The organism is Pectobacterium zantedeschiae, from assembly GCF_004137795.1.
In the GTDB taxonomy this organism is placed as follows: domain Bacteria; phylum Pseudomonadota; class Gammaproteobacteria; order Enterobacterales; family Enterobacteriaceae; genus Pectobacterium; species Pectobacterium zantedeschiae.
On the sequence record NZ_NWTM01000001.1, the window covers coordinates 3,146,055 to 3,159,056 of the forward strand.

The window sequence follows — 13,002 nt, forward strand, 5'->3', positions numbered from 1 at the left end:
ATTTCGGGGTAATCATTATGAACACCAGAAAAATAACCATTGGACAGGAAATAAAACGGCACCTCCTTACCGGTATTTCCTGGATGATCCCGCTGATTGTTGCCGCCGGGATCTGCATTGCACTCGGTCAGGTTATCGGCGGACCGGATGTCGGCAAGCAAACTGGCAGCATCGCATGGATGCTCAATCAGATCGGCGGCTGGGGAATGGGGTTGATTGTGCCGCTGATCAGCGCCGCGATCGCTTACTCCATTGCCGACCGCCCCGGCTTCGCTCCCGGCCTGATCGTAGGTTTTATCTGCGGCCAGATTCAAACCGGGTTTATCGGCGGTATTCTCGGCGGCTTCTTAGTCGGCTACACCGTGCTGCTGCTGCGCCGCTACATCAAGCTGCCCACCTCGATGCAAGGGCTGATGCCAGTCATGATCCTACCGCTGCTCAGCACCATTATCGCCGGACTGCTGATGATGACGTTTATCGGTCAGCCCATTGTCTGGCTGCAAAAATCGCTGATTCACCTGCTGGAATCCATGCAAGGCGGTTCGAAATTCCTGATGGGCGCGATTTTGGGGGCAATGGCAACCTTCGATTTCGGCGGACCGATAAACAAAACGATGTCGCTCTTCGCGGACGGCATGCTGGTCGATGGCATCTACGGACCGGAAGCCGTCAAATTTGTCGGCTCAATGATTCCGCCCTTCGGCATCACCCTGTCCTTCTTGTTGACCCGCTACAAATACACCCGCGCAGAAAAAGAAGCGCTGAAAGCCGCCTTCCCGATGGGGATCTGCATGATTACCGAAGGCGTCATCCCGATTGCCGCACGCGATTTGTTCAGAGTGGTTGCCAGTTGCGTCGTCGCCTCCGCCATTGCGGGCGGGCTGATCATGGTCTGGGGTGTGGAGGCACCCGTGCCACACGGCGGCATGTTTGTGGTCCCGCTGTTTACCAAGCCGCTGATGTTCTGTCTGGCGCTTGGTATCGGCACCGTAATCTGCGGCGTGATGCTGTCGCTGATTAAGAAACGCGTCACGCAGGCTGATGAAGAGTTCGACGACGTCGACGACAGCAGCGTTCGTGATGAAGACATTAAATTCACTCTCGAATAACAGGAGCCGCCATGTATGCCGCAATGAAAGCCCTCATTGATGACGCGTATCAACAGCAGTATGCCGTGCTCGCCATCAACTGTTTCAATCTGGAGACTGCGCGTGCGGCCATTTCCGCCGCCGAGCAACAACGTGCGCCGCTGATCCTGAATGTTTATCAAGGACACAGTGCACACTTTCCACCGCATCTCGCGGTGCCGCTGGTCAAGGCGCTGGCTGAGCGAGCAACCGTCCCTGTCGCGCTCAGTCTGGATCACGGCACGGCATTCAATCTGATCGGGCAGGCGTTCCGTGCGGGGTTTACCGGATTGATGATCGATGCATCCAGCCATCCGCTGACGGAAAATATTGAGCGTACACAGCAGGTAGTCACCATCGCCACAACCGCAGGCGTCTGTGTGGAAGGTGAACTTGGGCACATCGCCGATGCCCCTGTCTACGACCTTGAGGATGCCACGGTGAAAATGACACAGGTAGAAGATGTCATTCCCTTTATCCGCCAAACCGGTATCGACCTGCTTGCCGTGTCAGTCGGCACCGCTCACGGCATTTATCCACCGGGGGTGACACCACAGATTGATTTTGAGCGTCTCGAAGCCCTGCATCGGGAATCAACGGTACCGCTGGCGCTGCACGGCGGTAGCGGCACCAAAGCCGATGACATACGCCGCGTCAGCCGTCATGGCGTCGCGAAAATCAACGTTGGCGCGGCCGTTTTTGAGGCAGGAAAAACGGCGTTGCAGCAGGCGCTACATCAGCACCCAACGATGGAGCTCTCCGACCTGCTGGCGACAATGGAATCCGCCTGCCGCGACGTGGTCGTCGATTATCTCAGTTGGTCCGGCTCAGCCAACCAAGTCTGACCGCTCGCCCTTTACCGACTTTCGTCATCAGTGGTTATCCACTGGTACAGGAACGCTTTGCCCTTTATCCGACACAGGAGAGAAATAACATGTTGATTTCAATGACCGATATCCTGAAACCTACGCGTGAACACCGCTTCGCTATCGGGGCGTTTAACGTGGCCGATAGCTGCTTTATCCGCGCCGTGGTGGAAGAAGCCGAAGCAACGAATACCCCCGCCATCATTTCTATCCACCCGAGCGAGCTGGCCTTCGTTACCGATGAGTTCTTCGCTTATGTACGAGAAAGAACGCTGCGCAGCCCAGTACCGTTTGTCATCCACCTCGATCACGGAGCCTCGATCGCACACGTTCTGCGCGCCATCCAGTGCGGGTTTACCTCTGTGATGATCGACGGCTCGCTCCTGCCTTATGAAGAGAACGTCGCGCTCACCACCGAAGTGGTGAAACTGGCGCATGCCGTTGGCGTTTCCGTAGAGGGAGAATTAGGCACGATTGGTGATACCGGCACCACGATAGAAGGCGGCGTCAGCAAAGTGATCTATACCGACCCCGAACAGGCGGAAGACTTCGTCAACCGGACGGGCGTTGATACGTTAGCCGTTGCCATCGGCACTGCGCACGGTATCTATCCCAAAGACCTGAAGCCAGAGCTGCAAATGCATATCCTGCGGGATATCTCGCAGCGGGTCTCTATCCCGCTTGTCCTGCACGGTGGTTCAGCAAACCCGGACGCCGAAATTGCCGAAGCGGTGACGCTGGGCGTGGGCAAAATCAATATCTCCAGCGATATGAAATTCGCCTATTTCCAGAAAGCGCGGGAAATCCTCAGCCGTGAAACCTGGTGGGATCCCAACGCCATCTACCCGGAACCCATCAACGCGGCAAAAGAGGTGATCCGCTACAAAATGGCGCTCTTCGGCTCAACGGGAAAAGCCGCGTTGTATCGATAGATACGTCACACAGTCTAAACAAGGCAAGGGACATTCTCTTGCCTTTTACCCTATCCACATTATTTCAATATAGCGTCAACCTACTTCTGATTGTTGATATTCAGTCAACAGTGTTATGCGCTACCGCCCATTTTTCTTCCTCGTTTGCTCACCTAGACTACGCCCAACTTCTTCGTTGATAACCGATTCGAGAACAAACCTATGCAGAAGATTTTGCTGATTAACGCGGGCAAATCATTCGCTCACTCCAACGGTGAGTTGAACAATACCCTTACCGATGTCGCTGCCAGTTTCCTGCGCGACAAAGGCCACGACGTGCGCGTGACTGCCGTGGACAACGGCTATGATATTGAACAGGAAATTCAGAACTACCTGTGGGCAGAAACCATCATTTACCAGATGCCGGGATGGTGGATGGATACGCCGTGGATCCTGAAGAAATACATCGATGACGTGTTTACCGCTGGCCACGGTTCGCTTTACGCCAGCGATGGCCGTAGCCGTTCAGATGCCAGCAAGAAATACGGCTCTGGTGGGTTGTTGCAAGGTCGGAAATACATGCTGTCTCTGACGTGGAATGCGCCGCTGGAAGCCTTCGACGATCCTGAGCAGTTCTTCCACGGTGTCGGGGTGGACGGGGTTTATCTGCCGTTCCATAAAGCGAACCAGTTTATTGGTTTATCCCCACTGCCGACGTTCATCTGCAACGATGTGATCAAGGCACCGGACGTCCCCACTTATGTGGCAAACTACCGCCAACATCTGGACGAACTCTTTGCCTGATCGGCACCCCACAAGCGTTTTCCCCGCGGTGAGTCACACCTCACAGCGGGTTTTCCGTTAACTTCTCGCTCATAAAATCGAGAAAACAGGTAATACGCGCCGCCAGTTGGCTATGGCGATAATACACCGCATAAACTGGCAGGCTGGCTTCCACCGTTTCTTCGGTGAGGATCGGAACCAGTCGCCCCGCAGCCAAATCTTCCCGAATCAGGAAGTTAGACATACGCACAATCCCTTCGCCTCGTAACGCAAGCTGACGCAATATTTCACCGTTTGATGCCAACAGCGCTGGCGTGATGGGATAGAAATTCTGAAGCCCGTGCCGTAGCGGCCAGTGGTTCAGCGACTCCACCTGAGTAAACCCCAGGCAAATATGATCGGCCAATGACTCAACCGTCCTCGGCGTACCGTGCTGCTGTAGATAATCAGGGCTGGCGACAATGTGCAGCTTGCTTGATCCGAGTGATCGGGCATGGATAGTAGAATCTTTGAGTGTACCAATACGGATCGCGATATCGATATGCTGCTCCAGCAGATCGATAATGAAATCATCCGTGTTGAGTTCAAGAATAATTTTTGGATAGCGGCGGCGAAATTCCGGCACCAGAGGCACAATCACATGCTGTATAAACGCCGAGGCAGAATTGATACGTAGCCGACCACTTGGTTGCTCGTGCCGTAATAACACCTGTTCTTCGGCATGTTCCACAGCGTGAATCACACCACGAGCGTGCTCAAGAAACATCGTGCCCTCTTCGGAAAGCGAGAGACGTCGCGTGGTACGATGCAGCAACGTCGTCCCTAGCTTGTCCTCCAAACGCCGCAACGCCCGGCTGATGCCAGAGGTAGTTTGCCCAAGCTGTTCCGCTGCCGCCGTGATCGAACCGGTGTCGATCACCACCACAAAAGCCTGAAGTTCCTCAAGCGTGACTTTCATAAGCGAATATACCTGCTATTGGTGAAGTCTGGTTATTCAGGTGCTATACACCACCTTCAGTGAAGGTGAATCATGCCATGATTATAAACCGCTAGCCTTCATTCAATTTCGGCATAACGCATCAAAAGGCCGCATATAAATATGTGGCCTGAATCAGGAGTTCGATGATTGCAAAAGACAAAATCAGTGATTTTCTCACTAACGTTTATCGTCAAAGGATGTTTAACTCATGCGGATATAAACCCGCATCATACCTTTTCGCATTCCTAGCGCTGCCATTTCGGCTTTGGCGGAACATAGGCTAAGGCTTTCTGGAGAAGGTCTTCGGGGTCATGTGAAACAATCAGCATTTCGGAGTACGCCGGCTTCATAAAGCCATTGCTGATCATCTTGTCAATGAAGGCTAACAATTCATCGTAATAGCCATTTATATTAAGAAAAGCACAAGGCTTGTTGTGTATACCAAGTTGTGCCCATGTCCAGGCCTCAAAAATTTCTTCTAGCGTACCCGCGCCTCCTGGTAAAGCGATAAAGATATCAGCATGTTCTGCCATTAATGATTTTCTGGCATGCATATCTTTAACAACTTTCAGCTCATCCACTCCACGATGAGCCAGCTCATGATCGACTAAGGATTGCGGCATGATACCAATAACATGAACACCTGAAGATATTGCGGCGTCAGCGAGTGTTCCCATTAATCCAACTCGTCCACCGCCATAAACCAGGTCAACCTTTTCTCGCGCCATTGCTAAAGCTAGGCTTTCAGTTTTTCTTACATATTCAGGATCTGTTCCGTGACTGGAACCGCAGAAAACAGCTGCACGCATATTCAACCTTATTTCATCGTAATTATCGTTCTGTTAACCAATAACATTCATTAGCATACCGAAATTATTATCATGCTTCATAAATCAACTTGCTTTTAGATTAACGCATAATACCCCTGCTAAAACCAATAATACGCCGATGAGTCGCATGGGTGCAATCTCTCGTATAGGCAATCCGAGAAGTCCAAATTTATCCAACAATAACGACATCGATATCTGTCCGAAAATGACAAGCGAAATCATGGCGGCTATTCCCAACCTGGGTGCAAGGAATGTTGTGCCAAAAACGAAAAATGCGCCTAACATCCCACCAGATAGCAGTAATACGTTGCAATGACGTAATTGAATCAGTTGATTAAAACGCTCTCCCGATGTCACACACAGACAGAAAAGAAAGAGAGTGCCAACAATAAATGAAACTAACGAGGCAAGCATCGTACTACCGCCCAATATAGATTTCAGCTGATTATTGATAGCTGATTGGGTTGCTATAGCAATACCTACGCTTACCGCTAGAAAGTAATAGATAAAATTCAAGGAAGCTCCTGCTAATTATATTAGATATCTATTCCATCGTCGGATATGCCGTTGAATTTAAAATAATAAGACCTAACAAAGTGACTGATAACAATAGGTGAAGCCAGCACCTAGCTATCTTGTCAGGAAGAAATAACTCGACCAGATAGGCTTCATGCTGGCAACACGAATGGTTAGAATCCGTCTAATCTAATCGGGTTAGATAAACAGTTAGTATTATCCGTATTCAACGTTCCAAATTATCGCCGATTTTTAACTTATTCAGACCTGACATCGTAAATGTCTGGTTTTCTTTTTTAGAATATCAGCACTTAGCCCCATATTTATTGAGGTAGATCTGGATAGCATCGATTTTTTCTTGCTCCTGACCATACTTCTGCAAACAACGGATAACGTGCTGAATGGTAGTGATAGAAAAAATAGTCAAATCTAATCGTTCCATAGCCGCTTGTAATGCTGAATTTTCCGCATCCAAGGCACACTCCTGACGATCTAATGCAACGAGATAAGCCAAAGGATTTCCGCCTTGAGAACGGATTATCTCTATTGTGTCATCGATGGTCATTCCTGAGGTTATCACGTCATCAACAACCATTATACTGGCGTTTGACAAGGCCTCACCGACCAAAAGCCCCCCATCGCCATATGATTTCACTTCTTTTCTATTAAAAGAATACTTAACTTCATAATCGAAATCACGCTGTAAAGCCAAAGCCGTCGCCACACCCAACGGTATACCTTTATACGCAGGCCCAAAAATGATATCAGGGCTTAAACTATTTTCTATAATGAATCGCGCATAAAAATGGGCTGTTTTATTTAACAGGCTAGCACTTGATAGCTTCCCAAAGTTAAAAAAATATGGACTCATTCTAGATGACTTAAGTTTAAACTCACCGAACTCGATTACCTGACTATCAATTAAAAACTGTGCAAACTCATCCTGAGTGTTTCTCATAATATGAACCTATTACCTGACTAATTGTTTGGAATCCATCCTGCCTCATAAGAGATTCAATCTCAGATAGCATTTTCGGCAAAATGGCTGGGCCTTCATATATAAAGGCGGTATATATTTGGCAAAGACTTGCACCTAAACAAAGGCGTCTATAAGCTTCCGCACCGCTATCAATGCCACCTGAAGCTATAATGGGTTTGCTGTAACCAATCACCTTAAAGACCCTCATGAGCATATCACGCGATCTTTCCTGTAACGGTTTACCAGACATCCCACCGGTTTGTAACTGTGTGGGAACCATTGGAAAGTTATGTCTGCTAACGGTTGTATTACTCACAATCAGTCCATCAACCAAAGAACCCGCCAGATAAGTGAGCAAATTGGCTTCATCATGCGGTTCCATATCAGGAGAGAGCTTGATAAGGATCGGGCAATCGATCCCCCTATCCAGCCTTAACCGATGCAGTTTCTCTAACAGTGGATCGATGGTTTCAGCATGCTGTAAATCCCTTAACCCGGGGGTATTAGGCGAAGACAGGTTAATAGTTAAATAATCTGCATAATCTATAAGGCCCTCAGCAGCACAAATAAAATCGTCAAGATAGTCTACGGAATTCTTATTCTTTCCAAGATTCACGCCTAAAATAACATTCTTTTTATTCTTAGCTAAACGCTGTTGAGCATATAGCATACCTTTAGAGTTAAAGCCATAACGGTTAATTATTGCGCCCATATTTTTTAAACGAAATAAACGTGGACGTGGGTTACCAGGCTGGGCTTTCGGCGTTATTGAACCAACTTCAACAAAACTGAAGCCTAGTTTCCCCAGAGCGTTATAAACCTCAGCATCTTTATCAAACCCAGCACCAATACCTAAAGGATGAATGAAATCCTTATTCCAAATTGTCTGAGAAACACCATCTGGTATAGTGATGCGACTTTCATATGAAAAACGGCTTAAACTAAAAACGGCAAGATGGTGCGCAGTTTCCGGTGGAAGTCTGAGTAATGTTTTTCGACAGAATTCGAGGATCATTTTTCAGTTACCAGTTCATCCTGAAATTCATTGAAACTGATTTTTATTTCATTTTTTAATTGTTCACCCGTCAGCAATTTTACATTTTTCTCCTCAAGCCAAGAATCGTCATAAAATTGCTCAAGATAATTCACACCGGAATCTGGTGCAATCGCCATAACTGAATTAATTTCAGGAAGCTGTAAAGCCATCAATGCTGAGAATATAACAACACCGGAAGAACCACCCAACATAAGTCCGACATCTTTTGCAAGCAATCGGCATAATGATATTGCGTTTTGATCGCTAACACTGTGGAGAAAATCGAATACATCCAGATCAGTATTCTCCGCTCGCCAGCTTAATCCCAATCCATTTAATAAGTAAGGGTGAAAAGGCTTCCCGAAAATGGCCGATCCTGCGACATCGCATGCCATAAATCTAACGTGAGGGTGAACCGCCTTTACTCCTTTAGTAATTCCACCGAAATGTCCTCCGGTACTCACGGAACCAACCAGCATATCGACGGGGACTTCAAGGAATTCTTTTGCTGTGACTGTTTCATGAAACTCAGGGTTGTCAGGATTATCATATTGGTTGGTCCAATATGCACCGGGGTTTTTATTCAATAATGCTTTAACTCTCTCAATTCTGGCCTTTTGATATCCACCAGAAGCATCGGGAGTGTTTACAACTTCCACCTTAGCACCAAAAGCGGTAAACCAATTAAGTGAATTCTTACTCACTTTTGGATCGACAACAACGATGAGATTAAATCCCATACATGCACTAAGCATAGCAAGAGATTTCCCCAAATTACCCGACGTAGATTCAATAACTGTACCACCGGGAAGCAATTTACCACTTTCGAATGCTTTGTTAATCAATCCCAATGCCGTCCGATCTTTTATACTAAAATTCGGATTGAATTGTTCAAGTTTAATAAAAAGTTTTTTATTTTTTGGCACTAAAGGATGTTCAAGGGAAAAAACCGGCGTATTACCAATCAGTTCACTAACATTAGTTACTGTGTACATATTTATATTCCTTTATATGATTTTAAAATTAGGTGCAGGATTTGAAGTTAAAAAATGGTTGCCAGAAACGCCGACAAAAAGCGGGTCCTCTATATGCAAAGCCCCCATTCCAAACTCGTAGTAAGGTGTTTCTACCGACAAGACCATTCCTTCTTGTATAATATTCTCATCAGAGGGATTTAATATTGGGAGTTCATAAGGCTCTAAACCAATTGCATGCCCAACATGATGACGTCGATATTCAGGAAAACCGGAACGGTGTACAACATCCATAATATGAGAAAAAACTTGTTTTCCTGTTTGTCCGGGACGAATAAAATCAAGCGCCGATAACATTGCATTTTGCAGTGCTCGATAACGCTTTAGTATAAAAGGTTCAACACGATCGATTGCATATACACGGGAAATATCAGACCAATAACCCTGATAAACTGCGTCAGAATCAAACCAAAGAAGATCGCCTGATTCCAGACACAATTTTTCATTTTGCCGCCTCTGCCCGCCGACTGCGGCTCGGCCCACTTTCAGCATAGTCAGGGAAGGAAAAGCCCCTTTTTTTACAAGTGCCTGATTGAACCAACTTGCTATTTCAGTCTCACTGGACCCTCTACTGACTAAATTTACCGTCTCATAAATCGCAGCTTCGTTAATCAAAGCTGATTTTGTCAGCATCTCGACTTCGTTTGGTGTTTTACGCCTTCTCGCATGGCGTATAGCCTTAGATACACCAATCCATTTGATGCTAGGAAAGTTATTTTTAAGATAGTCCAAGGTCTGTAGCGGCATACCATCTTCATCAAACCCGATGCGATTTATGTCACCATAGTCTCGTATTTTACGAATCAGCTTTTCTAAGGCTTCAGCTGGCGAGGCCTGAGATAACTCGATATTGCTAAGCTTTAGAAGTTCAGTTTCATCTTCCGTTAAGCAAATTTGACCGCCATATTCACGATAAAAGATCCCATAGGGCTGAACATGTTGGATGGGAACATCCGCATCAAGTACCTGATCTATCTCACCAATCGAATGCACGATGCTTACAGTACCAAGGTCATACCGATGAAGTAATGCATAGCATTGCCCATGATAGGGATTCAATGTCTTAACGACTGGTGAAAATCCCGTGAAATAGTGAAGATTTTCTCTGCTTGATCCAATCAATAAGTCTATTTTTTCTCTATCGAAAAGATCTCGAATTTGAGCCGTATCATAAGCCATTGTTAATAACCTTGAGCGTTTTTACGACAGCCGGGGCCATGTGCTCCGTGTCAGAAAGGGAAAACCATCCCAATTCACTAATTTCAGCGCATGGGGTAACAGGCGGCAAAAACGAGAGGGTAAAAATAGACAGGTGAACCCTGTCGCTACCATCATGATTTGGCCCGGTTACTGTGGTCAGAAACGTCAATTCAGATGCCGGAACAACTAATCCGAGTTCCTCTTCCAGTTCTCGTATTAATGTTTCTTTAGGATTCTCTCCTGGGGATATTTTTCCGCCAGGAAAATACCACACTGTATTATCCCGAACACGAACCAGCAGTACTTTGTCTTGCTTGATATAGGCCAAGCTAGCGCAAAGAATCATGATAAATTCTCTTTATATTATCTAGATGCTTAAATAACTCACCTTTAGGGTAATTTGAATAATGCATTGCAGCTATTCTAATAGGATCACCTGCATGGTACTTTTCATATACCATTTGCCGTTGCCCAAAACCATCACCACTAAGATCCCACGCCAAATTCAAGAGAAAACACCTATCTTCAGCACTTATATTTTTATTTCTTAACGCTTCTTTAATAACCGGACCGTTGTTATTTTCAAAATCCCCATGATGGGGGACAGCAAGCATTGAACCCGCAGAGAGAGATTGAATGATATTTACCATACGATGATACCACTTAGGGAAATGGTATCGGATAGCTTGAATGGCGTGAATACTAGGATTCAAAAGTTCATTTTCGAAGGTTGCATCTTCTTCCGCTAACAAAATCGCACCGCGAACTAACTCCAAACTTGAGGTCATCTCTCCGAGTTGTTCCTGGACGTTCAAGAAGCTACCAAGCCCCATTTTATTAGCCAGTTCAATTGCAACGCCTGTCAATAATTCAGCTTTTGCAAGCCCCCGAACAATTCCCTGGTGTCCATTATGGTTTCTAATTCGCGTCTTATCATAAAATGAATTCGACTTTTCTATATCCCTGAAGACAAATACATCACTCCATGGAATAAATACGTCCTCAAAAACCATATATGCATCAGACTCATCAAAGAGATTTGAAATTGGATGATCTAAAAGGTTGTAACCATTATGGTTCAGAGGTTTTCGGCAAATAAGCTTCACTCCCTGAGCAGTAACGGGTACAGCAAATGCCAGGGCAAAATCCTCGTCCCCGGGAATCAGTCCGGGCATATTAAATACTAAGAGCTCATCAGCAATTGGAGCCAACGTAACTATCATTTTAGCGCCACGGACAATCATTCCTTTTGAATCATGAGAAATAGATCGAACTCCGCAATATTTGTTTTCTTGTAATCCTAACTGAATACCCCTATCAATTTGAGGATTAATTGCCCCATGCCCTACAAATAAATTTTCATTTCGACATCTGTTATAGTATTTAACTGCATTACTAGAAAAATCAGTGTATTGACCCGAACCAAGAACATGAGAGTTTGTGGCCATAGCCGCTAAAGCACTATTGATGAAATCTGGTGTTCTTCCCAGCATCCCAAATGATAAATCAGCAATCGCTTTATAACTCTTTCTCTTTCTCGCTAAGTCCTCCTTAGTTTTAGGAGCAAGCGTACTAATGTGATAATTGCTACCATTTTCTTCATAAGTGAACAATTCCGGCTGCGATTCCTGGAGTTGATAGAATTCAGCAATGCTATCAATTGCCCCTCGGAATGAGGGTTCATTATAGACGTCGGATATCAATTTAGAATCAATATAAACCTGTCGCGGAATTTTCAATCTGCGTAAATAGTCTTCCTTTAACATAACAGCAGCCTTATTAGCAATTGTCTGAAATAATTCTTTCTTCATTAACCCCTAGGGTATGAAGTTCATTTTGTATCAATTTGAAGAGATTCTTACCGCTTCCGATATAGAAGTTGGATAGGGAAAAGTGAGATGGACTAATTGTCTCGATTACTTTCTTTATAAAAGATACATCGCGAATTTCGTGACTACGTTGGATCGTTCTGAAATAAAAATTTTCATTTGATATGAAAAGATTATTAACATCATTATCAGTGAAGTAATGAACACGTTTATCATTTATCCAAATTAATAATGTGGGTTGTTCACTGTAATGTTTCGCCAAATATTGAACAATACCTCTGGCATAACTATAGCCGGTATCACATACGATTAAGACATTACCGTAGTCTGACTGCCGCCAATGTGCCTGCCCCTGTGGTAATGAAACAGAAACACTGTTACCAGATTTTATTTCGAGGATAATTCGGTGCGATACTGAGAATAATTCATTAAACCCTATAATTAACTCTAAGCTTATTTCATCATCTTTATTCCCTACTGTATCCCAAGAGGATATAGAAAAATATCTTTCGAGTTCACCTCCACAGCTTAATTTCACATATTGGCCAGGTAAATAATGATAGGAGGCTATACGAATTCTCACCAGATAAGTCTTATCGTTTAATTCCCTTACTTCGATCTGACAAGGGTCGATCATTATTTGATGACTAATAAATGACATAGTTTAGGTACTTTACCGTTTTTAAAATGAAAATAAATTAGCTAATCATTAACAATAAAATTAATTACACATTGTTATTTTCATCATCGCTTCCTTGTGACGAATAAGCCTAAATCATAAGATATATTTATAAATTACAAACCAATTTGAATGAATCAAATTTAATTAATCACAATGAGAGATAGATCTCATTATTGTTTCAATAGAAATGTACGCTCACTACAAATTGAGATACACATCACAATATTAAC

14 protein-coding genes are annotated in these 13,002 nt (G+C 45.0%); 4 read left to right on the plus strand and 10 right to left on the minus strand.

The features are described 5' to 3' along the window. Positions 1 to 17: 17 nt before the first annotated feature. The 4 genes from CLR69_RS14140 (at position 18) to CLR69_RS14155 (ending at position 3,708) form a co-directional block, all read left to right on the plus strand. Entirely contained in the window at positions 18 to 1,109 is a 1,092-nt protein-coding gene (locus CLR69_RS14140; RefSeq protein WP_129713514.1) for a PTS fructose transporter subunit IIC, read from the plus strand. Between the two features lie 11 nt (positions 1,110 to 1,120). After that, positions 1,121 to 1,972: a class II fructose-bisphosphate aldolase gene (locus CLR69_RS14145; protein ID WP_129702565.1), complete on the plus strand. Its 852-nt coding sequence runs from the start codon at positions 1,121 to 1,123 to the stop codon at positions 1,970 to 1,972. A gap of 89 nt (positions 1,973 to 2,061) precedes the next feature. Beyond that, positions 2,062 to 2,925 carry a ketose-bisphosphate aldolase gene (locus CLR69_RS14150; RefSeq protein WP_129713515.1) on the plus strand — a complete coding sequence of 288 codons (864 nt, stop codon included), beginning with the start codon at positions 2,062 to 2,064 and terminating at the stop codon, positions 2,923 to 2,925. A 201-nt stretch (positions 2,926 to 3,126) separates the two neighbouring features. Next, positions 3,127 to 3,708 (plus strand): NAD(P)H-dependent oxidoreductase, encoded by a 582-nt coding sequence (locus CLR69_RS14155; protein ID WP_129713516.1) that lies wholly within the window; start codon positions 3,127 to 3,129, stop codon positions 3,706 to 3,708. Between the two features lie 40 nt (positions 3,709 to 3,748). On the opposite strand, the gene CLR69_RS14160 is transcribed toward CLR69_RS14155, so the two are convergent. The 10 genes from CLR69_RS14160 to CLR69_RS14205 all read right to left on the minus strand — a co-directional run bounded on the left by CLR69_RS14160 (position 3,749) and on the right by CLR69_RS14205 (position 12,751). Continuing rightward, positions 3,749 to 4,645: a LysR family transcriptional regulator gene (locus CLR69_RS14160; RefSeq protein ID WP_129702562.1), complete on the minus strand. Its 897-nt coding sequence runs from the start codon at positions 4,643 to 4,645 to the stop codon at positions 3,749 to 3,751. A gap of 266 nt (positions 4,646 to 4,911) precedes the next feature. Then, a complete protein-coding gene (locus CLR69_RS14165; protein WP_129702561.1) occupies positions 4,912 to 5,475 on the minus strand; it encodes an LOG family protein in 564 nt (187 codons plus the stop codon). A gap of 84 nt (positions 5,476 to 5,559) precedes the next feature. Further along, a complete protein-coding gene (locus CLR69_RS14170) occupies positions 5,560 to 6,012 on the minus strand; it encodes a DMT family transporter (protein WP_129713517.1) in 453 nt (150 codons plus the stop codon). Between the two features lie 304 nt (positions 6,013 to 6,316). Continuing rightward, on the minus strand, positions 6,317 to 6,970 hold the full coding sequence (pyrE, locus tag CLR69_RS14175; RefSeq protein WP_129713518.1) for an orotate phosphoribosyltransferase: 654 nt from the start codon (positions 6,968 to 6,970) through the stop codon (positions 6,317 to 6,319). Continuing rightward, complete coding sequence (locus tag CLR69_RS14180) at positions 6,951 to 8,006, minus strand: quinone-dependent dihydroorotate dehydrogenase (protein ID WP_129713519.1); 1,056 nt, start codon at positions 8,004 to 8,006, stop codon at positions 6,951 to 6,953. The genes pyrE and CLR69_RS14180 overlap by 20 nt, the downstream gene beginning before the upstream one ends. Then, positions 8,003 to 9,022, minus strand: a complete 1,020-nt coding sequence (locus CLR69_RS14185) for a pyridoxal-phosphate dependent enzyme (RefSeq protein WP_129713520.1) — start codon at positions 9,020 to 9,022, stop codon at positions 8,003 to 8,005. Before CLR69_RS14185 ends, CLR69_RS14180 begins: the two co-directional genes overlap by 4 nt. Before the next feature lie 12 nt (positions 9,023 to 9,034). Beyond that, entirely contained in the window at positions 9,035 to 10,240 is a 1,206-nt protein-coding gene (locus CLR69_RS14190; RefSeq protein ID WP_129713521.1) for a M24 family metallopeptidase, read from the minus strand. Next, the gene (locus CLR69_RS14195) at positions 10,230 to 10,607 is read right to left on the minus strand and encodes an NUDIX hydrolase (RefSeq protein WP_129702555.1); all 378 of its coding nucleotides are present in this window, start codon (positions 10,605 to 10,607) and stop codon (positions 10,230 to 10,232) included. Before CLR69_RS14195 ends, CLR69_RS14190 begins: the two co-directional genes overlap by 11 nt. Continuing rightward, positions 10,591 to 12,072, minus strand: a complete 1,482-nt coding sequence (locus CLR69_RS14200) for a 4-hydroxyphenylacetate 3-hydroxylase family protein (protein ID WP_197730558.1) — start codon at positions 12,070 to 12,072, stop codon at positions 10,591 to 10,593. Before CLR69_RS14200 ends, CLR69_RS14195 begins: the two co-directional genes overlap by 17 nt. Then, complete coding sequence (locus CLR69_RS14205; RefSeq protein ID WP_129713522.1) at positions 12,041 to 12,751, minus strand: ferredoxin reductase domain-containing protein; 711 nt, start codon at positions 12,749 to 12,751, stop codon at positions 12,041 to 12,043. Before CLR69_RS14205 ends, CLR69_RS14200 begins: the two co-directional genes overlap by 32 nt. Positions 12,752 to 13,002 lie beyond the last annotated feature (251 nt).

Bases quoted from the DNA above. Each gene is read 5' to 3' on its own strand.
- CLR69_RS14140 (WP_129713514.1), top strand. From the start codon at position 18: ATGAACACCAGAAAAATAACCATTGGACAGGAAATAAAACGGCACCTC.
- CLR69_RS14145 (WP_129702565.1), top strand. From the start codon at position 1,121: ATGTATGCCGCAATGAAAGCCCTCATTGATGACGCGTATCAACAGCAG.
- CLR69_RS14150 (WP_129713515.1), top strand. From the start codon at position 2,062: ATGTTGATTTCAATGACCGATATCCTGAAACCTACGCGTGAACACCGC.
- CLR69_RS14155 (WP_129713516.1), top strand. From the start codon at position 3,127: ATGCAGAAGATTTTGCTGATTAACGCGGGCAAATCATTCGCTCACTCC.
- CLR69_RS14160 (WP_129702562.1), bottom strand. From the start codon at position 4,645: ATGAAAGTCACGCTTGAGGAACTTCAGGCTTTTGTGGTGGTGATCGAC.
- CLR69_RS14165 (WP_129702561.1), bottom strand. From the start codon at position 5,475: ATGCGTGCAGCTGTTTTCTGCGGTTCCAGTCACGGAACAGATCCTGAA.
- pyrE (WP_129713518.1), bottom strand. From the start codon at position 6,970: ATGAGAAACACTCAGGATGAGTTTGCACAGTTTTTAATTGATAGTCAG.
- CLR69_RS14180 (WP_129713519.1), bottom strand. From the start codon at position 8,006: ATGATCCTCGAATTCTGTCGAAAAACATTACTCAGACTTCCACCGGAA.
- CLR69_RS14185 (WP_129713520.1), bottom strand. From the start codon at position 9,022: ATGTACACAGTAACTAATGTTAGTGAACTGATTGGTAATACGCCGGTT.
- CLR69_RS14190 (WP_129713521.1), bottom strand. From the start codon at position 10,240: ATGGCTTATGATACGGCTCAAATTCGAGATCTTTTCGATAGAGAAAAA.
- CLR69_RS14195 (WP_129702555.1), bottom strand. From the start codon at position 10,607: ATGATTCTTTGCGCTAGCTTGGCCTATATCAAGCAAGACAAAGTACTG.
- CLR69_RS14200 (WP_197730558.1), bottom strand. From the start codon at position 12,072: ATGAAGAAAGAATTATTTCAGACAATTGCTAATAAGGCTGCTGTTATG.
- CLR69_RS14205 (WP_129713522.1), bottom strand. From the start codon at position 12,751: ATGTCATTTATTAGTCATCAAATAATGATCGACCCTTGTCAGATCGAA.